A 19,424-nucleotide genomic window follows, 5' to 3' on the forward strand; every position below is an offset into this window, starting at 1 on the left:
CTGAGGGGTCAGCCGGCGGCGACCAGCATCAGGGCGGCCTCCGCGATCCGGTCGGGGAGGTCGGCCCGGAGCCCCTCGGTGCCGGTCCGCCGGCGCTGCATGACCACGCTCTCCACCAGGGCGAAGACCAGCTCGGCCGTGGGCAGCGCCTCCTCCCGCCCGACGCCGCGGCAGGCGGCGACCAGGTCGACGTAGCCGTCGAAGAGGGCCTGGCGCTCGGCGTGGAAGGGGGCGAACCGCTCGTCCCCGAGCTCGGGGAGCAGGTAGAGGACGCCGAGGTTCTCCGGACTGGTCGCCAGCAGGTGGGCGTCGTACGCGCAGAGCCTGCGCAGCCGCTCGGCCGGGCCCGCCTCTTCGTCCGCGAGCGTGGCGGCGAGCTCGCGGGAGGGCCGGACCGTGCGCAGCAGGAGGACGAGCAGGATCTCGTGCTTGCCCCGGAAGTAGTGGTACATCGTGGCCTGGGAGAGCCCCGCGGCCTCGGCGATCCGGTAGGTGCTGGTGCCGCCGTACCCCTCGCTGCAGAAGAGCCGGGCCGCCGCGGCCAGGATCTCCTCCTCGGTGCTGAGTCCGGAGGTGGACGGACCGGTGCTCCTGGGGCGGCCGCGGGTTGCCATGCGTCGGACCCTACCCAGCGGGGGCCCCCGGCCCCGTTCGTTACATGGCGTTCACCTCGTGGTGACCGGACGCGCGACCGGGGCACCTTGAATATCTGTCACTCGACAGAAAAGCACCAGGAGGACGCCGTGCGCACCGCCGACGAGACCGCCCCCGCCGATCCCGGCACCAGCCAGACGGGCACCACGCAGGGCGCCCGCGCCCACGCCCGGGCCCAGGAGGGCACCGTGGTGGACCACGGCCCGACCGTGCCCGCCGGCACCGCCCCCGACCTGCCGGCGGGGGTGAGCGGCGACGCCGTGGTCTGGGCCGACCGGCTGCCGCCCGGCGGCTACGGGCACCGGGTGCTCGCCGCCGGCACCCGGGTCCGGCTGACCGACCCCGACGGAGAGGCCTGCGCCTCGGTCCTGCTGCACCATGCGGACATGCCGTGGGAGCGGCTCAACGTGGCCGACACGGTGAAGATCCAGTGGCAGGTCTACCCGGGCGGCGGCTACCTGCTGCTCAGCGACCAGGGACGGGTCCTGGCCACCGTGCTCGACGACACCTCGGGGCACCACGACACCCTCTTCGGCACCTCCACCCGGGACCGGAACGAGCGCCGCTACGGCGACGGCGCCCCCGAGGGGCCGACCCCCGCCGGGCGTGAGCTGCTCGTGCTCGGCGCGGCCAAGAACGGGCTCTCCCGCCGCGACGTCGCCCCGAGCGTCTCGTTCTTCCAGGGCGTGCGGGTCGACGACGAGGGACGACCCGGGTGGACCGGCAGCGCCGGGCCCGGGCGGAGCCTGACCCTGCGCACCGAGCTGCCGGTCGTGCTGCTGGTCGCCAACACCGCGCACCCCCTCGACCCGCGCCCCGACTGGACCTGCGGGCCGCTGGAGGTCCTCGCCTGGCGGGATCGGGTCACGGCCCCCGAGGACCCGCAGTGGACCGCGACCCCGGAAGGTCGCCGCGCCTACGAGAACACCGCCGACCACCGGAAGGGACGGGCCACCCGATGAGCGCCCCCACCACACCCGCCGGCACGACCGCCGGCACGCCGTACGCCCTGGGCCCCGAGGTCCACCGCGAGACCGTCGCGCCCCGCGCGCCCTGGTCCCGGGTGCTCACCGCCGGCCAGGTGCTGCGGATCGTCGACCTCGACGGCAACCAGGCCGTCGACTTCCTGGCCTACGACGCCGCCGACCCCGAGCGCGCCTACAGCGCCCAGGCGACCCTGCAGGAGCAGGGGTCGATCTTCCTCACCACCGGGAGCGTCCTGCGCGACAACGAGTCCGCGCCGCTGCTCACCGTGGTCGCCGACGAGGTCGGCCGGCACGACACGCTGGGCGGCGCCTGCTCCAAGGAGTCCAACACGCTGCGCTACGGGCACCACACCTACGCCCAGCACGCCTGCGCCGACAACTTCCTGCACGAGCTCTCGCGGCACGGCCTGGGCAAGCGCGACCAGGTCTCCAACGTCAACTGGTTCATGAACGTCCCGGTCGACCCCGACGGTGCCCTGGGCATCGTCGACGGCATCTCCGCCCCTGGCCTGGGGCTGGCGCTGCGGGCCGAGCGCGACGTGCTGGTCGTCGTCTCCAACTGCCCGCAGGTCAACAACCCCTGCAACGGGTTCGACCCGAGCCGGGCCGAGATGATCGTGCACGACCATGCCTGAGCCGAGCGGGCCGGCGGCGCGCCCGCTCGCCACCGTCCTGGTGGCGAACCGCGGCGAGATCGCCTGCCGGGTGATCGGCTCGGCCCGGGCCCTGGGCCTGGGCACGGTCGCGGTCTTCTCCGAGGCGGACCGGGCGGCCGCGCACGTGCGGCTCGCCGACCGTGCGGTGCTGCTGGGGCCGGCCGCGCCGGAGCGCTCCTACCTCGACGTGGAGGCGGTGCTGCGGGCCGCCAAGGAGACCGGCGCCGACGCCGTCCACCCCGGCTACGGCTTCCTCGCCGAGGACGCCGACTTCGCCGAGGCGGTGGAGGGCGCGGGGCTCGCGTTCGTCGGTCCCACGCCCGCGCAGCTGCGCGCCTTCGGCGACAAGCACACCGCACGGGCGGCGGCGGTGGCCTGCGGCGTACCGGTCTTCGACGGCACCGGCCTGCTCGCCGACGCCGACGAGGCGGTCGTCGAGGCCGGCCGGATCGGCTACCCGGTGATGCTCAAGGCGACCGGCGGCGGTGGCGGCATCGGGATGAGCGTGTGCCGCACCGCGGAGGAGGTGCGGACGGCGTACGGCCGGGTCCGCGGCCTCGCCGAGCGCAGCTTCGGCTCCTCGGGGGTCTTCGCCGAGCGCTACGTCGAGCACGCCCGGCACGTGGAGGTCCAGGTCTTCGGCGACGGCCGGGGCAGCGTCCTCTCGCTCGGCGACCGGGACTGCTCGCTGCAGCGCCGCCACCAGAAGGTGGTGGAGGAGGCGCCGGCGCCCGCGCTGCCGCCGGCGGTGCGCGAGCGGCTGCACTCCTCGGCGCGCCGGCTGGTCGCCTCGCTGGACTACCGCTCGGCCGGGACCGTGGAGTTCGTCTACGACCCGGTGCGCGAGGAGGCCTCGTTCCTGGAGGTCAACGCGCGCCTCCAGGTCGAGCACCCGGTCACCGAGCAGGTCACGGGGGTCGACCTGGTCGCCTGGATGCTCCGCCTGGCCGGCGGTGACAGCAGCTTCCTGGAGCCGCACCTGGACCCCGGCACCGGCGACGACGCCGGCCGGCGCACCGGCGAGGTCCCGGTGGTCGGCCACGCGGTCGAGGCCCGGGTCTGCGCCGAGGACCCGGCCGCCGACTTCCGGCCCAGCGCCGGCACCCTGACCCGGGTCGAGCTGCCGGCCGGCGACGGGGTGCGGGTCGACGGCTGGGCCGAGACCGGCACCGAGGTCTCGACCGCCTACGACCCGTTGCTGGCCAAGGTGGTGGCCACCGGGCCGACCCGCGAGGACGCCTTCCGCACCCTCGCCCGGGCTCTGGAGGAGACCCGGGTCGACGGCGTCGAGGTCAACCTCGGGCTGCTCCGCGGGGTCGTCCGCGACCCCGACGTGCTGGCCGCCACCCACAGCACCTCCACCCTGACCGGGGTGCGCGACCCCGGGCCGCGGATCACCGTCGGCCGGGCCGGTCTGATGACCACCGTGCAGGACGCCGACGGGCGCGTGGGCTACTGGCAGGTCGGCATCCCCCCGAGCGGGGCGATGGACGACCGGTCGCTGCGGCTCGCCAACCTCGCGGTCGGCAACGAGCCGAACGCGGCCGGGCTGGAGTGCACCGCCACCGGCCCCGAGCTGACGATGAGCCACGAGACGGTCGTCTGCGTCACCGGCGCGCCCGCGACGGTGACCGTCGACGGGCGCGAGGTGCCCATGCACGAGCCGGTAGTCGTGCCGGCCGGCGCCATCCTCGCCGTGGGGGACGCCACCGCCGGGCTGCGCACCTACCTCGCGGTGGCCGGCGGCCTGGACGTGCCGGCCTACCTGGGCTCGGCCAGCACCTTCACCCTCGGCGGGTTCGGCGGGCACGGAGGCCGGGCGCTGCGACCCGGCGACGTGCTGCGTCCCGGCCCCGCGGTCGGCCCGGTCGGCGGGCCCGTCCCGGAGGCCCGGCGCGCCGACTTCGGCGACGTCTGGGAGCTGGCGGTCACCGAGGGCCCGCACGCCGCCCCCGAGTTCTTCACCCGCGACGACGTCGACCAGCTCTACGCGGCCAGCTACGAGGTGCACTTCAACAGCGCCCGCACCGGGGTCCGGCTGGTCGGTCCGCGCCCGACGTGGGCGCGCACCGACGGCGGCGAGGCCGGGCTGCACCCCTCGAACATCCACGACGTGCCGTACTCGGTCGGCGCCCTGGACTTCACCGGCGACACCCCGATCCTGCTCGGCCCCGACGGCCCGAGCCTCGGCGGCTTCGTCTGCCCGCTCACCGTCGTCTCCGGCGACCGGTGGAAGCTGGGCCAGCTGCGGCCCGGCGACACCGTCCGGTTCGTGCCGGTGCGCGCCGCGCAGGCGCCGCCGGCCCGCGGGCTGGACCTCGCCGCCCTGGTCGCGTCCCGGGACGCCGACGACGGCGTCCTGCGCCGCCTGGACGGCACCGGCGGCCCGGCGGTGACCTACCGCCGGCAGGGCGACGACGCCGTCCTGGTCGAGTACGGCGAGCCGGTGCTCGACCTCGCGCTCCGGGCCCGGGTGCACGCGCTGCACACCGCGCTGGCGGCCCGTGCGCTGCCCGGGATCCTGGACCTGACCCCGGGGATCCGGTCGCTCCAGGTGCACGTGGACCCCGACGTGCTGCCCACCTCGCGCCTGCTCGGACTGCTGGTCGAGGCCGAGGCGGAGCTGCCGCCGGTCTCGGAGCTGGTGGTGCCGAGCCGGGAGGTGCGGCTGCCGCTCAGCTGGGACGACCCGGCCACCCGCGAGGCGATCGAGCGCTACATGGCGGGGGTCCGCGACGACGCGCCCTGGTGCCCGTGGAACATCGAGTTCATCCGCCGGATCAACGGGCTGGGCTCGGTGGCGGACGTCTACGACACCGTCTTCGACGCCTCCTACCTGGTGCTCGGCCTGGGCGACGTCTACCTGGGCGCACCGGTCGCGACCCCCCTGGACCCGCGGCACCGGCTGGTCACCACCAAGTACAACCCCGCGCGGACCTGGACCGCGGAGAACTCGGTGGGGATCGGCGGCGCCTACCTGTGCATCTACGGGATGGAGGGCCCCGGCGGCTACCAGTTCGTCGGCCGCACCACCCAGGTCTGGCGGACCCACCCGCGGCCCGGCGAGGACCCCTGGCTGCTGCGGTTCTTCGACCGGATCAGCTGGTACCCGGTCGACCCCGAGGAGCTGCTCGACCTGCGCGCCGACCTGGCCGCCGGCCGGTCCTCGCTGGAGGCGACCGAGGGGACGTTCTCGCTCGCCGAGCACGAACGGTTCCTGGCCGACAACGCCGAGTCGATCGCGCGGTTCCGCGCGACCCAGGCGGCCGCCTTCGAGGCGGAGCGGACGGCGTGGGTGGCCTCGGGCGAGCTGGAGCGGGCGGCGGCCGCCGAGGCCGCCGTGCTCCCCGAGCCGACGGAGGTCGAGGTGCCCGAGGGGGGCACCCGGGTGGACGCGCCCTTCGTGGCGAACGTGTGGAAGGCCGCCGTGGAGGTCGGTGACGTGGTCGAGCCGGGACAGGTGCTGGTCGTGCTGGAGGCGATGAAGATGGAGACGGCCGTGACCGCCCCGGTGGGCGGAGTGGTGCAGGCGCTGCCGGCCGGGCCCGGGGTGCAGGTCGCCCCGGGGGACGCCCTCGCCGTGCTCGCCCCGGCGATGCAGGAGGGAGCGGCGTGAGCGCCCGGCCCGAGGCGTTCCTCGCCCGGCGCGACGCCGCGGAGGTCGAGCGCGACCTCGCCGCCGCCTCCGGCCCGCTCGCCGGGCTCCGGCTGGCGGTGAAGAACAACGTCGACGTCGCCGGCTTCGTCACGACCGCCGGCTGCCCCGGCTTCGGCGGCGGCCCGGCCGGGACCGACGCGGTCGCGGTGGCCCGGCTGCGGGCCGCCGGGGCCACCGTCGTCGGGGTCACCAACCTCGACCAGTTCGCCACCGGCCTGGTCGGCCAGCGCAGCCCGTACGGCGGGGTCCGCTCCGCACACCGCGCCGGCCACGTCTCGGGCGGCTCCAGCTCGGGCTCCGCGGTGGCCGTGGCCCTGGGCGAGGCGGACCTCGCGATCGGGACCGACACCGCCGGCTCGGGACGGGTGCCCGCGGCCTTCAACGGGATCGTCGGCGTGAAGCCCACGCTGGGCGTCGTCTCGGTCTCGGGGCTCGTCCCGGCCTGCCGCTCCTGGGACGCGGTCACGATCTTTGCCCGGGACCTCGACACGGCCGACGTGGCGATGGCCGCGATGGCGGGCGGACCCGGCACCCGCCCCTGGCCGGCCGACGCGCCGCTCGCCGCACCGCCCGCGGCGCGGGTGGCCGTTCCGGACCACCTGCCGGCGATGGCTCCCGGCTGGACCGAGGCGTTCGAGGAGGCGGCCGAGCGGCTCCGCGTCGACGGCTGCACGGTCGAGCCGGTGCCGTTCGACTCCTTCCTCGCGGCCGCGCGGCTGCTCTACGAGGGCGGCCTGGTGGCCGAGCGGCACGGCGCGGTCGGCGACTTCGTCGACGCGCACCTCGAGGATCCCGCGGCCGGGCTCGACCCGGTCGTCGCCTCGATCATCACCGCCGCCGGCCGGGTGACCGGCTCCCGGCTGGTGCGTGACACGGCCCGGCTCGAGGAGCTGCGACAGGTCTCGATGGCGGCGCTGGCCGGCTTCGACGCCCTGCTCGTCCCGACCGCGCCGTTCCACCCCACCGTGGCCGAGGTCGCCGCCGAACCGGTGGCCGCCAACTCCCGCGTCGGCACGTTCACCAACTTCTGCAACCTGTTCGACCTGGCCGCGGTCGCGGTGCCCTCCGGGACGGTCGACGAGGGCGAGGCCGGGCCGGCCCAGTTCGGGGTCACGGTGGTGGCGCCGGCGTTCCACGACGCCGTGGCCCTGGACCTCGCCCGCCGGGTCGCGCTGCCGACCGCGGCACCCGCCGACGCCGTCGCGGCGGCGGCGCCGCTCCCGGCGCCCGCCCTGCCGTGGCCGGCGGTGGCCACCGGGGCCGGACCGGAGCCCGCGGTGCCGACCGCGGAGCTGTTCGTGGTCGGCGCGCACCTGCCCGGCCAGCCGCTCGAGGGCGAGCTGCGGAGGCTGGGAGCCAGGTGGCTCGGGGTGGCGCGCACGGCGCCCGCCTACACCCTGACCGCGCTCGGGACCGTCCCGCCCAAGCCGGGGCTGACCCGGGTCGGCGGCCAGGCGGGGGGCAGGGCGATCGAGGGGGGCCTGTGGGCGCTCTCGCAGGGCGCGCTCGGCCGGTTCCTCGCCGCCCTGCCCGACCCCATGCTGCTGGGACGGGTGGAGCTGGCCGAGGGCCGCTGGGTGGTGGGCTTCGGCGCAGCCCAGGACGCGGTGGCCGCGGGGCGCGACATCACGGCCAGCGGCGGCTGGTTGGCCTGGCTCGCCTCGGACGAGGCGGGCGTCAGCCGCCGGGCTTGACGTCCAGCACGACCTCGAACTCGAGCAGGTCGGCGCCGGTGGCCACGGGCTTGGCCCGCTCGCCGGCGTGCGCCGTGCGGGCGTCGCCGTCGCGCCAGGCGACGAAGGACTCCTCGTCGGCCCACTCGGTGAGGACGAAGTAGCGGTTGTCCCCGCCCGTCGGCCGCAGCAGCTTGAAGCCGAGGAATCCGGGGGAGTCCTCGACGGAGCCGGCGCGGGCGGCGAAGCGGCGCTCCAGTTCGTCGGTGGAGCCCTCGGGGACGGTGATGGCGTTGATCTTCACGACGGACATGGTCCGAGCCTACAAACCAGCACCTCGCTAGCGTGAGGGACGTGGACACCACCACCCTGACCAACCTGTTCCTCGTGCTCGTGTTCGTGCTCGTCGGGGGGGTCTTCGCGGGCACCGAGATGGCGATCGTCTCGCTGCGTCCGGGACAGGTGCGCCGGATCCGGGCGGGCGGTCCGCGCGGCGAGCGGACCGCCGACCTGGTCGAGGACCCCAACCGCTTCCTCTCCGCGGTCCAGATCGGGGTCACCGTCGCCGGGTTCTTCTCCTCCGCCTACGGCGGCGCGACCATCGCCCCCGACCTGGCCCCGGTGCTCGAGGGCTGGGGCCTGCCCGCGTCGGTCGCCGACACGGTCGCCCTGGTGCTGATGACGCTGCTCATCGCCTACCTGTCGCTGGTGCTGGGCGAGCTGGTGCCCAAGCGGCTGGCGATGCAGCGGGCGGTCGGCTTCACCAAGGTGCTGGCGCCGCCGCTCAACGTCTTCGCCACCGCCATGCGGCCGGTGATCTGGCTGCTCTCCCGCTCGACCGACGCGGTGGTGCGGGTGCTCGGCGGCGACCCCGACGCGATCGAGGAGGAGATGACGGCCGAGGAGCTGCGCGACACCGTCGAGACGCACCGCGGCCTGCGCCCCTACCACCGGCGGATCCTGACCGACGTCTTCCGCTCCGGTGACCGGCGGCTGACCGCGGTGATGACCCCGCGGCCCGACGTCGTCTTCGTGCACGGCGACCGGACGGTCCACGACGCCCGCGCCGAGGTCGCCGACTCCTCCTTCTCCCGCTACCCGGTGCTCGGCGAGGACGTCGACGACGTGATCGGCTTCGTGCACCTGCGCGACCTCTACACCGCGACGCCGGAGCAGGAGGCGAGCCCGGTGGCCGGGCTCGCCCGGCCCCTGACCGTGCTGCCGGGCACCAACCAGGTGCTCGCCTCGCTCGCCCAGCTGCGCCGCGAGCAGCAGCACCTCGCGCTGGTCGTCGACGAGTACGGCGGCACCGAGGGGATCATCACCCTCGAGGACCTCGTCGAGGAGGTGGTGGGCGAGATCTACGACGAGTACGACACCGGCTACGACCCCGAGGACACCATGCTCGAGCAGGGCGACACCGTCACCGTGGACGGCTCGCTCAACATCGAGGAGCTCTGCGAGCTGACCGGGCTGGAGCTGCCCAGCGCCACCTACGACACCGTCGGCGGCTACGTCGTGGACCGCCTGGGCCGGCTCGGCGTCGTCGGCGACGTCGTCGAGGTGGACGGCGTGCTGCTGGAGGTGGTCGAGGCCAGCGAGACCAGGATCCTGCGGGTCCGGGTCAGCCGGGCGACCCCTGGGCAGGACGGCGACCGGGACGGCCGGGCCGACGACTAGGCTCCGTGCCGTGGCCGATCCTCAGCACCCCGAGTCCCTGGGCATCCCTCGCGCGCCGGCGATCGAGGGGGCGACGCACCTGCACAGCGGCAAGGTGCGCGACCTCTACCGCCTCGACGTGGGCGAGTACGCCGGCAACCTGCTGATGGTCGCCAGCGACCGGATCTCGGCCTACGACTTCGTCCTGGAGACCACCATCCCCGACAAGGGCGAGATCCTCACCCGGATGTCGCTGTGGTGGTTCGACCAGCTGGCCGACCTCGTGCCCCACCACGTGGTCTCCACCGACGTGCCGGCCGCCGTGGCCGGGCGCGCGGTGGTCTGCGAACCGCTGGAGATGTTCCCCGTGGAGTGCGTGGCCCGCGGCTACCTGACCGGCTCGGGCCTGACGGACTACCGGGCCACCGGCGAGGTCTGCGGGATCGCCCTGCCGGCTGGCCTCGAGGACGGCTCCCGGCTGCCGGAGCCGGTCTTCACCCCCGCCACCAAGGCGGCGCTCGGCGACCACGACGAGAACGTCTCCTACGACGCGGTGGTGGCGGAGGTCGGCGCGGAGCCGGCCGCCGAGCTGCGCCGGCTCACCCTGGCCGTCTACGCCCGCGCCGAGCAGGTCGCCCGAGAGCGCGGCATCGTGCTGGCCGACACCAAGCTCGAGTTCGGCCGCCGGGTCTCCGGCACCGGCGCCGGCCTCACCGTGCTGGGTGACGAGGTGCTCACCCCCGACTCCTCCCGCTTCTGGCCGGCCGACCAGTGGCACCCCGGCCGCACCCAGCCGTCCTACGACAAGCAGATCGTGCGCAACTGGCTCACCGGCCCCGACTCCGGCTGGGACCGCGCCTCCGGCGAGGCGCCGCCGCCCCTGCCCGAGGAGGTCGTGGCCCACACCCGGGCGCGCTACCTGGAGGCCTACGAGCGGCTCACCGGCGAGCGGTTCTGAGCCGTGGGGTTCACCGTCGGCCACGACTTCGACCTCCCGGTCGGGGTGGTCTTCGACTACCTGGCCGACCCCCGCAACCGGCCCGCGTGGCAGGCCAGCCTGCGCCGGATCGAACCGATGGGGCCCGGCGACGCCGAGCCCGGGGTCGGCACCCGGTGGTACGACGTGACCTGGCCGGGGGTGCGCCCGCTGATGGAGATCACCGCCTGGGAGCGCAACGTCCGGTGGGTCGAGCACGGCCGGTGGCGGGGCCTGGAGGTCACCCTCGACCTGGTCTTCACCCCGCTCGACGAGCACCGGACCCGGGTGCGGGCCACCACCGTCACCCACGCCCCCGGCTGGCGGCGGCCGCTGGGCCGGCTGCTCGACCTGGTCGGCCCGCGGGGCGCCCGCGGCGACCTGCGACGTGCGGAGCGCCGGGCCCGCCGGGGCATCGCCTAGGTTGATGTCATGACGAATCTCGCGTCCCTCCTCGAAGGCTCCGTAGCCGAGCACCCCGACCGTGACGCGGTGGTGCTGGGAGACACCCGGCTGACCTACGCCCAGGTCGACCAGTTCGCCAACATGTGCGCCAACCTGCTGGTCTCGCGCGGCATCCGGCCCGGCGACAAGGTGGCGCTGAGCTGCCCCAACCTGCCCTACTTCACGATCGTCTACTTCGGCATCCTCAAGGCCGGCGCGACCGTCGTCCCGCTCAACGTCCTGCTCAAGGGCCGCGAGGTCGCCTACCACCTGGCCGACTCCGACGCGAAGGCCTACTTCTGCTTCGAGGGCACCCCGGAGCTGCCGATGGCCCAGGCGGGCCACGAGGGCTTCGAGGCCACCGACGGCTGCGAGCACTTCTTCGTCATCACCGCCGACCTCGGCGCCGACTCGCCCCTCGAGGGCGTCGAGACGATGGCCCAGGCGATGGCGACCCAGTCGCCGGAGTTCCGCTCCGTCGAGGTCGACGACGACGACACCGCGGTCATCCTCTACACCTCCGGCACCACCGGCCAGCCCAAGGGCGCCGAGCTGCGGCACAGCAACATGCTCTCCAACGCGCTGGCCGGCAAGGAGCTCTTCAATGCCGACCACGAGCGGCCCGACACCTACCTGTGCGTGCTGCCCCTCTTCCACTCCTTCGGCCAGACCGTCATCCAGAACGGCGCCTTCGCCTACGGCGGCACCGTGGTGCTGCTGCCCCGCTTCGAGGCGGAGGCCGCACTGCAGCTGATGGCCAAGGAGAAGATCACCTTCTTCGCGGGCGTGCCCACCATGTTCTGGGGGATGCTCGGCGCCCTGGACGACGCCGGTGTCGACGCCAAGGAGCTCGCCGCCCACCTGCGGGTCGCGGTCTCCGGCGGCGCGGCGCTGCCGGTGGAGGTGCACAAGGAGTTCGAGCGGCGCTTCGGCGTCACCATCCTGGAGGGCTACGGGCTCTCCGAGACCTCGCCGGTGGCCAGCTTCTCGGTCTACGGCGAGGCCGCGCGGGTCGGCTCGATCGGCCCGGCCATCCCCGGCGTCGAGATGAGGCTCATCGACTCCGAGCCGGGGGTCTGGACCGACGCGGAGGGCGAGATCGGCGAGATCGCGATCAAGGGCCCCAACGTGATGAAGGGCTACTACGGCCGCCCCGACGCCACCGCCGAGGCGCTGAAGGACGGGTGGTTCCGCACCGGCGACCTGGCCCGGCGCGACGAGGACGGCTGGTACTACATCGTCGACCGGTCGAAGGACATGATCATCCGGGGCGGCTTCAACGTCTACCCGCGCGAGATCGAGGAGGTCCTGCTCACCCACCCCGACGTCTCGCTCGCCGCGGTGATCGGCGTCCCGCACGACAGCCACGGCGAGGAGATCAAGGCCGTGGTGATCCTCAACCCGGGAGCGAGCCTCACCGAGGACGAGCTGGTCGCCTGGGGCAAGGAGCAGATGGCGGCCTACAAGTACCCGCGGATCGTGGAGTTCCGGGACTCGCTGCCGATGACCGCGACGGGCAAGATCCTCAAGCGCGAGCTCGACTGATGGGTCGTGGGATGGCGGTGGTCCTCGGGCTGCTGATGGTGGTGGCCGGGGCGTTGTGGACCGCGCAGGGTCTCGGCTGGATCGGCGAGACCGCGGAGCGGGACTTCCGGGCCACGCTCGGGCCCGCGCTGGCCGGTCTCGGCGTCGCCCTCGTCTACGTCGCGGCCAAGGGACCCCGATAGACTCGAGGGCGGACTTCCCCCGCTGACCAGGAGCTGCCCCGTGGCCACAGTCGTCGTCGACGTCATGCCCAAGCCCGAGATCCTCGACCCCCAGGGCAAGGCCGTCCACGGCGCCCTCCCGAGGCTCGGGTTCTCCGGGGTCAGCGAGGTGCGCCAGGGCAAGCGCTTCGAGCTCACGGTCGACGGCGAGATCACCGAGGCGGTGCTCGAGGAGGTCCGCCGGATGGCCGAGACGCTGCTGTCCAACCCGGTCATCGAGGACTTCGAGGTCCACGTCGAGGAGCACACCGTCGCCCAGGTCGCCGGCCAGGTCGCCACGGAGGCCACCCGATGAAGGTCGGCGTCGTCACCTTCCCCGGCAGCCTCGACGACGTCGACGCCCAGCGTGCCGTCCGGCTCGGCGGCCACGAGGCGGTCGCGCTCTGGCACGGCGACGCCGACCTGCGCGGTGTCGACGCGGTCGTGCTGCCGGGCGGCTTCTCCTACGGCGACTACCTGCGCTGCGGCGCGATCTCCCGGTTCGCGCCGGTGATGACCGAGGTCGTCGCGGCGGCGGAGCGCGGGATGCCGGTGCTCGGCATCTGCAACGGCTTCCAGATCCTCTGCGAGTCCCACCTGCTTCCCGGGGCCCTGATCCGCAACGAGGCCCAGCGCTTCGTCTGCCGCGACCAGCGGCTCCGGATCGAGAACGACCGCACTCCATGGACCGCGTCCTACGCGGCGGGCCAGGAGGTCACCATCACCCTCAAGAACGGCGAGGGCAACTACGTCGCCGACGCCGCCACGGTCGAGCGGCTGGAGGGTGAGGGGCGCGTGGTCGCCCGCTACCTGGGGCCCAACCCCAACGGGTCGGTCAACGCCATCGCGGGCGTCACCAACGAGCGTGGCAACGTCGTCGGCCTGATGCCCCACCCCGAGCACGCGGTGGAGGACCTCTGCGGTCCCGGCACCGACGGGCTCGGCTTCTTCACCAGTCTCGCGGAAAGCGTCTTCGCATGAGTCCCACCACTCTCTACCGGGCCGTCGCCCGCGCCGAGGCCGTGACCTGGGCGCTGCTGCTGGGCGGCATGTTCCTCAAGTACGTCACCGACACCACCGAGCTCGGGGTGCGGATCGGCGGCATGCTGCACGGGGCGGTCTTCATCGCCTACTGCCTGACCACCGTGCTGCTCTGGGTCGACCAGCGCTGGTCGCTGCGTCAGCTGGTGCTCGGGCTGCTGTCCGCGGTGCCGCCGTTCGTCACCGTCCCGTTCGAGGCGCACGCCGAGAAGCAGGGGCTGCTCGGCGACACCTGGCGGCTCCGCGCCGAGGAGCCGGCCGGTGTCCTGGAGAAGCTCGCCGCCTGGCTGGTGCGCAAGCCGCTCCAGGGCGTCGTGGTCGGCGTCGCCGCGGTCGCGGTGCTCTTCGCCGGCGCGATGTTCGCCGGCCCGCCGGTCTGACTGGGTGTCCCTATTGCACGGGTAGTGACCGAGTAGGCGCGGCCGCAAGCATGCCGATGACCTGCGAATCGTGGTGGACGCCATGCTCTACATCGCCCGGACCGGGTGTCAGTGGCGCTACCTCCCGGCGTCGTTCGGTCCATGGACGCGAGTCTGGTCGCAGTTCCGCCGGTGGTCGCGCAACGGCACCTGGGCGCGGGCCCTGACGGTTCTGCACGCGGCCGCACGTATCGAGGACGGCAGGACCGACGAGACACCGTCGATGGTCGTCATCGACACCCACCTGGCCCGCGGCGCCTCAAACGGTGGGCTCACCTTCCACGACCGTGGCGGACCCTACGGCCGAACCGAGGGCGCCAAGCGCGTCGTCGCAGTCGACGTGACGGGACTCCCGGTGGCCGCAGTGGTCGTGCCCGCCTCTACCCACGAGAACCGGGCCAGTGAGGTGATGCTGGAGCACCTGGCCCGGCAGGGCGTCGCCGACCGGCTCGAGCTGGTTCTGGTGGACCGGGGGGTGACGGCGCCCCAATAGGGACACACCCAGTCTGAGCGGGATGCTGGCGCGGCCCGATCGGTGTCGATACCGTCCTCCGCGACGTCCAGCTCTCGGGGGGAAACTGGTATGACTTCTGCGTACATTCCGCTGCTCACTGTCACAGCAGCACTGTCAGTCGTTTGCCTGCTGCAGTTCGTCTTGACTCAGGTCGGCGCAACAAGCGGCATGGGGCCTAACCGGCTCGCCGGCATCAAGACCAAGGCGACTCTCGCTTCAGACGGCGCGTGGAAGGCCGGCCATGACGCCGCCCAGCCCGCGCTGCTGACCGCGGCCGTCACGGGTCTGGGCCTCGCGGCGCCACTGGCGTTCTGGCAGGCCTCGTCGGATGGGGAGCCCACGGCGGCGTTCACTGCCGTCTGCGCGGTCGCCGCCGCAACAGTCGTGGTCCTTTTCGGGATCGCTATTCGGCGCGCCAACAAGGCGGCGCGGCAGGCCATCACCAATGGGGGAGAAAAGAGCGGGCCTGCACGGCCCGCTCCAGCGCGGAAATGAGCACAAAGATTCTCCTCGCGGGCACCGGCCCGCTGGCAGAGGCGAACCCGGACCTCGTGCAGTTCCTCGGTTTCAACCCGGACCGGCCGGACGTGGACCAGGTTGCGCTGCGGTCCTTGCCACTGCCAAGGCGATGGCTTCCGGCGACCCGATGGCCGTTGAGTCGGCGCTGGTCACCTTCACGGCCAACTTCCATGACTTCCTCCAGAGCCGAGCCGCCCTCACAGAGGACCCCTCGAACCGTATCGCCGCGAAGGGCTGCGGGTGGAAGGGCTGCTTCGCCCTGACGCTCTACGTGACGGCCAACGTCGCCGTGTACGCCAACGTGGCAGGGGCCACCAACGCCGTGGCCACGCTCGTGCTGGCCTGGTTCTACCTGATGGACTCCGACGGTCAGGAGACCCAGCTCGAGCGCGACCACCTGGTCTCGCTCATGACGTCCTCGCTCGACTCAGCTGACTGCGCGGGTGGTCGAGAACAACCACGGAGGAACGAGCGAGCGCACCACGGCGGCCACCGCCGTGGTGTCGCTTGCCGTCGTGGTCTTCCTCCTCGCCGGGTCCATCTTCTTCTCCTTGCCGAGCAACGTGCTGAGTCTGCGTGACGGCAGCACGGCACGGCGGGCGTCGATCGGGACCCTTCCGCAAGGGTGGGCGTTCTTCACCAAGCCGCCCAGCGAATCCGAGGCCGTGGTCTTCGCGCTGCGCGAGGACCGGGTCGTCAACATCAACCGCCCACCCCAGGCCAAGGTGCAGAACTGGTGGGGTCTGAGCCGCCGCCAACGCAGCCAAGGCCCTGAGGTGGCGGAGCTGGTATGCCAGGCCACCTTCCGCCCGGGTTCTCGTCGCGCCACCGGGAAGGGTCTCGCGTGAGCTCTCGCCGTGGGCGGGAGCTGGTGGTCACTTGCTGACGGCGTTGAGGTGCGCTGCGCTTCGGCTACCCCTTCCTTCGCGTTCTCCATCACCGCCCCCTGTTCCGCGGTGTAGTCCTCGGTGTCGTCGAGCTCCAGGCGAAAGTCGCCTTCACCTTCCGCGATCACGCTGAGCGCGAAGGGCTCCTCGACCGTGAGGCGGCCACGGCGGCGGCCGACAGGAAGCAGGCCAGACCGAGTAGGGCCAGGGACCAGGTGGTCGCGCGGTCGAGCCCCAGCTCACCGGTCAGGGATCCCAGACCTCCAGCAGCGGTGCTTCCGACGAGACCACCGAACGACTCGGTCGTGATGGCCGCCGCGGCCAGCATGGTCGCGGTCATGGATCCGTCCGAGGTGGTCGCGCGGACGTAGAGGGCCGGGTAGCCCAGACCGATGCCGAGCCCCACGAGGGTCCACGCCACGAGAGCCACGACCCAGGACGACCCGGTCAGGCCAGCGATACCGACCGCGGCTACCCCGGCCGCGGCCAGCGTCATGCCGTACCCGGGCGGCGCGCCGTCATGGCCCAGCTTGGGGGCGGCCATCGACCCCAGGGCCCACGCGATCGGTGCCACGCTCAAGGCGACGCCCGCTTGGAACAACGAGGTGCCGAAGGTCTGGGTGAACACCAGAGTGATCAGGCTGCTCGCGCCGAAGTAGCCGGCTCCGAACAAGGTGAGACCCGCCAGAGCAGCGGGAGCGCCGCGCACCAGCCGGGCCGTGCCCGCGGGCATCAGCGCCAAGAAGCCGACCACAGCAGGCACCAGAGCGAGCGGTGCGAGGTACCACCAGCGCGAGTTGGTCAACACGACGAACGCGGTCACGCCGAGCGGCACCAGCAACGTGCGGCCCACGGGTCGCTCCTTGGTGGACTCCGGTACCTGCGGCGGGACCACCCGCAGGACCAGCAGCCTCGCGATCATCATGAGGGGCAAGGGCGACAGCAGCGCCAGGCGCCACCCGACGGCGTGCTCGAGGGCCAAGGTGAGCGAGGGGCCGACGGTGGCGGGCAGGATCCACATCGCCGACATCGCCGCGACCACCTTGAGGCGCAGCGAGTCCTCGAGGTGCTTGATCGCTGCGCTGATCCCGTAGACGGCAAGCACCGCGCCTGCGAATCCCGCCACGAATCGCCCGCCGGCGAAGGCCCACGCTGTCGGCGCGGCGGCCGCCACGCCGGAGCCGACTGCCGACAGGACCAGTCCCGCCATGAGGACACGAGCCGGTGAATGGCGGCGGATGATGCGGGAGGCGAGAGGGAGCGCGGTGAACATGCCGATGGTCGTCCCGGCGACGAGCAACGGCACCTGCCGTTCGGCACCCAGGTCGGCCTCGATGAGCGGGAGGAGGGCTCCCGCGACGAACGTCGACACGGCCGAGACGAACTCGAGCCCGACGACGCCCACGGCGAGGGTGATGGCGGCACGTCCTCGCAGCTTGGCGTCCGGTGCCAACTCCTGACCGGTGGCACTCATGGTCGCGCCTGCCGGGATCGGGTCGGAGGTCCGGCGGTGGCGGGCGAGTCGTGGGCAGCCACGGCAGGTACGCCCAGGGCGGAGCCAAGGATCCGGCCGGCTCGGGCAGTACTCCCTCGGACACGCAAGACACCTGGTGATAGCACGGCAACCTCAGAGAATCGGTCAACGTACGGCGCTGCAGATTATCGGGAGCCGAAGGACCCGTCCAGACCCCTGGGACCGTCCTCCGACCGCACGGCGCGCACACCCAGCCCCAGCGCGGCCACCGCGAACAGCGCGGCCGCCGCCAGCGCCCAGACCCACCCATTGCCGTGCAGCATCTCGCCGATGATGCGCCCTGCCACGGTCATGGTCGCCGCGTAGAACATCGCCAGGGCGAGCACGAAGACTGTTGTGACGGGGGTGACCGCGCGGCCCTTCGGGGTGTAGAGGGTGTCGCGGCCGTCTGTGAGGAGCTCGGTCTGGCTCCGACCCGTCCGCCCGCAGGCGCCGCTCAGAAGCGGCCCTTCTGCAGCTGCGACCAGGTGGCGGCGTTGGTGATCCCGCTGGCCGCGATCCCGCGCCGGGCCTGGTAGGCCTTGACGGCTGCCTCGGTCGCCAGGTCGTAGACCCCGGTGCCGGCCAGCTTGCCGGCCCCGGCGGCGTTGAGCGCCCGCTGGAGGCGGAAGACGGCCGCACCCGCTGAGCCGACCTTGAGCACGGGGGCGTCGCCGGTCGCGTGCAGCACCACCCAGTGACGCTTGCGGAACTTCGGCGAGGGGGTCAGGCCCTTGGCCTGCTGGAACGCCATGGCGGCGACACGGGTCCGCTTGGTGTACTTGCCGCTGATCCGGTGGGCGTAGTAGCCCTGCTCGGCCAGGGTGCACTGGAGGATCTTGACCCGCTTGGGGTTCGCCTTCTTCGGCTTGAGCAGGTGGTAGCGGGGGTAGGTCGTCCGCATCCCGGCGCACCGGGTCTCCGGGTCGGCGACGCTTCCGCGGCCCAGCTCCAGGTAGTTGCTGTCGATGTTGATGGTGACGCCGCCCCACGTCTCGTTGTGACCGCCGAGGTACTGCTTGACCCGGCCACCGGGACGCCACCCGTCCTCGCCGATGTAGGTGGTGGAGGTGTTGGCGAGGCCGTCCCACCGGGCGATCCAGATCCGCTGGGGCAGCCGGAACTGTCCGGGCCGCTCGGTCCGGGCGTCGTCGAGCATCTTGATCCCCGAGCCGGCGCTGGAGTAGAACCCGCTCACGTAGCCGCGGGCCTCGATCCGCTCCACCCACCCGTGGACGAACGCCAGCGCGGACTCCCGGCAGTGGGTGTTGGCGAGGTCGAAGCCCTCGAGGTCGTACCACAGGGTGCTGCCCGGGGTGATCCCGTAGGCCGCGGCGTCGTCGGCGTTCTTGTCGGCCTCGGTGGCGCCCTGGGCGCGCGCCGTCGGGTAGGTGCCGTCGCCGGGGGCGGGGGAGATCTTGAAGTCGTCCTTGTAGCGGGGGAACCGCGGCTCGCAGGAGGCCTGCGGGCCCAGCGCGATCGGCAGCAGGCGCCATCCCTTGGCCAGCTGGGTGGCGATCCAGGTGGGGTTGAGGTTGGGCTGGGTGCGGCAGGCCCGGGAGTCCCCGGAGATGTAGATGCCGACGGCCAGGAAGGGGGAGTGCTCCAGCCAGGCGTCCATGGCCTTCTGGGTGGGGGCGACGCACTGGTCGAAGCCGTAGCCGGTGAAGTCCCCGGGGGTGACCACGTTCTGCTTCTTCCGGGCCCCGCCGGTGGCCCCGTCGCTCGCGGCGGTCGCCACGCCGGTGGCGCGTGCGGGGTCGCCGGCCGGCACGACGGCCGGGGCAGCCGGGGCGGCAGAGGCCGGACCCGGGTCGGCGCCGGCGATCGGGGAGGCGGCGGCCAGCAGACCGGCGGTGAGGGTGAGCGCGGCGAGGCCGGCGGTCAGCGGGGCGGGACGGCGGATGGGGCGCATGAGGTCTCCAGAACGAGGGAAGTCCTGGGCACCCTAACCTCAGCAGTCACACTGGTCACAGGCTTCGCCGCGAACTACACCGGGGGAGTTCCGCCACGCGCCTCAGGGGATGGAACGTGCGGGCTCCCGGACCGGGTTCTCACCTACGCTGGCGCCCGGCGCCCG

General features: G+C 73.3%; 19 protein-coding genes and 2 pseudogenes. 16 read left to right on the plus strand and 5 right to left on the minus strand.

Features of this window, described 5'->3' with window-relative positions:
- Positions 1-8: 8 nt before the first annotated feature.
- A complete protein-coding gene (locus tag AC4BGE_RS11725; RefSeq protein ID WP_490570708.1) occupies positions 9-614 on the minus strand; it encodes a TetR/AcrR family transcriptional regulator in 606 nt (201 codons plus the stop codon).
- A gap of 129 nt (positions 615-743) precedes the next feature.
- On the opposite strand from AC4BGE_RS11725, the gene AC4BGE_RS11730 reads away from it, so the two are divergent.
- From AC4BGE_RS11730 to atzF, 4 genes are read left to right on the plus strand one after another with little or no spacing between them, the layout of a single operon-like run.
- Entirely contained in the window at positions 744-1,616 is an 873-nt protein-coding gene (locus AC4BGE_RS11730; RefSeq protein WP_490570707.1) for an urea amidolyase associated protein UAAP1, read from the plus strand.
- A complete protein-coding gene (locus AC4BGE_RS11735) occupies positions 1,613-2,275 on the plus strand; it encodes an urea amidolyase associated protein UAAP2 (protein ID WP_490575384.1) in 663 nt (220 codons plus the stop codon). Before AC4BGE_RS11730 ends, AC4BGE_RS11735 begins: the two co-directional genes overlap by 4 nt.
- Positions 2,268-5,912: an urea carboxylase gene (gene uca, locus AC4BGE_RS11740; RefSeq protein WP_490575385.1), complete on the plus strand. Its 3,645-nt coding sequence runs from the start codon at positions 2,268-2,270 to the stop codon at positions 5,910-5,912. Before AC4BGE_RS11735 ends, uca begins: the two co-directional genes overlap by 8 nt.
- A complete protein-coding gene (gene atzF / locus AC4BGE_RS11745) occupies positions 5,909-7,648 on the plus strand; it encodes an allophanate hydrolase (RefSeq protein ID WP_490575386.1) in 1,740 nt (579 codons plus the stop codon). Before uca ends, atzF begins: the two co-directional genes overlap by 4 nt.
- Here the strand turns inward: atzF and AC4BGE_RS11750 are convergent.
- Entirely contained in the window at positions 7,632-7,940 is a 309-nt protein-coding gene (locus AC4BGE_RS11750; RefSeq protein ID WP_490570703.1) for an antibiotic biosynthesis monooxygenase family protein, read from the minus strand. The two genes, atzF and AC4BGE_RS11750, sit on opposite strands and share 17 nt — an antisense overlap.
- Before the next feature lie 41 nt (positions 7,941-7,981).
- Here AC4BGE_RS11750 and AC4BGE_RS11755 point away from each other — a divergent pair, with 41 nt between their 5' ends.
- The 12 genes and pseudogenes from AC4BGE_RS11755 (at position 7,982) to AC4BGE_RS11810 (ending at position 15,792) form a co-directional block, all read left to right on the plus strand.
- On the plus strand, positions 7,982-9,307 hold the full coding sequence (locus AC4BGE_RS11755) for a hemolysin family protein (protein WP_490575387.1): 1,326 nt from the start codon (positions 7,982-7,984) through the stop codon (positions 9,305-9,307).
- A gap of 10 nt (positions 9,308-9,317) precedes the next feature.
- Entirely contained in the window at positions 9,318-10,244 is a 927-nt protein-coding gene (locus AC4BGE_RS11760) for a phosphoribosylaminoimidazolesuccinocarboxamide synthase (protein WP_490575388.1), read from the plus strand.
- A gap of 3 nt (positions 10,245-10,247) precedes the next feature.
- Positions 10,248-10,685 (plus strand): SRPBCC family protein, encoded by a 438-nt coding sequence (locus tag AC4BGE_RS11765; protein WP_490575389.1) that lies wholly within the window; start codon positions 10,248-10,250, stop codon positions 10,683-10,685.
- Positions 10,686-10,694: 9 nt separating this feature from the next.
- Positions 10,695-12,251: a long-chain-fatty-acid--CoA ligase gene (locus tag AC4BGE_RS11770; RefSeq protein WP_490575390.1), complete on the plus strand. Its 1,557-nt coding sequence runs from the start codon at positions 10,695-10,697 to the stop codon at positions 12,249-12,251.
- Positions 12,251-12,433: a hypothetical protein gene (locus AC4BGE_RS11775; protein ID WP_490575391.1), complete on the plus strand. Its 183-nt coding sequence runs from the start codon at positions 12,251-12,253 to the stop codon at positions 12,431-12,433. The genes AC4BGE_RS11770 and AC4BGE_RS11775 overlap by 1 nt, the downstream gene beginning before the upstream one ends.
- A 40-nt stretch (positions 12,434-12,473) precedes the next feature.
- Positions 12,474-12,767: a phosphoribosylformylglycinamidine synthase subunit PurS gene (gene purS, locus AC4BGE_RS11780; RefSeq protein ID WP_490570697.1), complete on the plus strand. Its 294-nt coding sequence runs from the start codon at positions 12,474-12,476 to the stop codon at positions 12,765-12,767.
- Positions 12,764-13,432, plus strand: coding sequence for a phosphoribosylformylglycinamidine synthase subunit PurQ (gene purQ, locus AC4BGE_RS11785; protein ID WP_490570696.1), 669 nt, complete (start codon positions 12,764-12,766; stop codon positions 13,430-13,432). Before purS ends, purQ begins: the two co-directional genes overlap by 4 nt.
- On the plus strand, positions 13,429-13,872 hold the full coding sequence (locus AC4BGE_RS11790) for a DUF3817 domain-containing protein (protein ID WP_490570695.1): 444 nt from the start codon (positions 13,429-13,431) through the stop codon (positions 13,870-13,872). Before purQ ends, AC4BGE_RS11790 begins: the two co-directional genes overlap by 4 nt.
- A 46-nt stretch (positions 13,873-13,918) precedes the next feature.
- Positions 13,919-14,404, plus strand: a pseudogene (locus tag AC4BGE_RS11795) (IS5 family transposase); the annotation flags it as partial.
- 90 nt (positions 14,405-14,494) lie between these two features.
- On the plus strand, positions 14,495-14,920 hold the full coding sequence (locus tag AC4BGE_RS11800) for an SdpI family protein (RefSeq protein ID WP_490575392.1): 426 nt from the start codon (positions 14,495-14,497) through the stop codon (positions 14,918-14,920).
- Between the two features lie 133 nt (positions 14,921-15,053).
- Positions 15,054-15,356 (plus strand): annotated as a pseudogene (locus AC4BGE_RS11805) (sporulation delaying protein family toxin); the annotation flags it as partial.
- 31 nt (positions 15,357-15,387) lie between these two features.
- Positions 15,388-15,792, plus strand: coding sequence for an SdpA family antimicrobial peptide system protein (locus AC4BGE_RS11810; protein WP_490575393.1), 405 nt, complete (start codon positions 15,388-15,390; stop codon positions 15,790-15,792).
- Positions 15,793-15,955: 163 nt separating this feature from the next.
- Here AC4BGE_RS11810 and AC4BGE_RS11815 read toward each other — a convergent pair whose 3' ends face one another.
- The 3 genes from AC4BGE_RS11815 to AC4BGE_RS11825 all read right to left on the minus strand — a co-directional run bounded on the left by AC4BGE_RS11815 (position 15,956) and on the right by AC4BGE_RS11825 (position 19,259).
- The gene (locus AC4BGE_RS11815; RefSeq protein ID WP_490570691.1) at positions 15,956-17,305 is read right to left on the minus strand and encodes an MFS transporter; all 1,350 of its coding nucleotides are present in this window, start codon (positions 17,303-17,305) and stop codon (positions 15,956-15,958) included.
- A gap of 185 nt (positions 17,306-17,490) precedes the next feature.
- Positions 17,491-17,691, minus strand: coding sequence for a hypothetical protein (locus AC4BGE_RS11820; protein WP_490575394.1), 201 nt, complete (start codon positions 17,689-17,691; stop codon positions 17,491-17,493).
- Between the two features lie 110 nt (positions 17,692-17,801).
- Positions 17,802-19,259 carry a glycoside hydrolase domain-containing protein gene (locus tag AC4BGE_RS11825; RefSeq protein WP_490575395.1) on the minus strand — a complete coding sequence of 486 codons (1,458 nt, stop codon included), beginning with the start codon at positions 19,257-19,259 and terminating at the stop codon, positions 17,802-17,804.
- Positions 19,260-19,424: the final 165 nt, after the last annotated feature.

The organism is Nocardioides sp. Z50_6 (assembly GCF_058215755.1).

What these genes read in the sequence shown, in the direction of transcription:
- AC4BGE_RS11800 (WP_490575392.1), top strand. Translation starts at nt 14,495, where the DNA reads ATGACTTCTGCGTACATTCCGCTGCTCACTGTCACAGCAGCACTGTCA.
- AC4BGE_RS11735 (WP_490575384.1), top strand. Translation starts at nt 1,613, where the DNA reads ATGAGCGCCCCCACCACACCCGCCGGCACGACCGCCGGCACGCCGTAC.
- AC4BGE_RS11770 (WP_490575390.1), top strand. Translation starts at nt 10,695, where the DNA reads ATGACGAATCTCGCGTCCCTCCTCGAAGGCTCCGTAGCCGAGCACCCC.
- AC4BGE_RS11775 (WP_490575391.1), top strand. Translation starts at nt 12,251, where the DNA reads ATGGGTCGTGGGATGGCGGTGGTCCTCGGGCTGCTGATGGTGGTGGCC.
- AC4BGE_RS11750 (WP_490570703.1), bottom strand. Translation starts at nt 7,940, where the DNA reads ATGTCCGTCGTGAAGATCAACGCCATCACCGTCCCCGAGGGCTCCACC.
- AC4BGE_RS11790 (WP_490570695.1), top strand. Translation starts at nt 13,429, where the DNA reads ATGAGTCCCACCACTCTCTACCGGGCCGTCGCCCGCGCCGAGGCCGTG.
- AC4BGE_RS11725 (WP_490570708.1), bottom strand. Translation starts at nt 614, where the DNA reads ATGGCAACCCGCGGCCGCCCCAGGAGCACCGGTCCGTCCACCTCCGGA.
- uca (WP_490575385.1), top strand. Translation starts at nt 2,268, where the DNA reads ATGCCTGAGCCGAGCGGGCCGGCGGCGCGCCCGCTCGCCACCGTCCTG.
- AC4BGE_RS11815 (WP_490570691.1), bottom strand. Translation starts at nt 17,305, where the DNA reads ATGAGTGCCACCGGTCAGGAGTTGGCACCGGACGCCAAGCTGCGAGGA.
- AC4BGE_RS11825 (WP_490575395.1), bottom strand. Translation starts at nt 19,259, where the DNA reads ATGCGCCCCATCCGCCGTCCCGCCCCGCTGACCGCCGGCCTCGCCGCG.
- purQ (WP_490570696.1), top strand. Translation starts at nt 12,764, where the DNA reads ATGAAGGTCGGCGTCGTCACCTTCCCCGGCAGCCTCGACGACGTCGAC.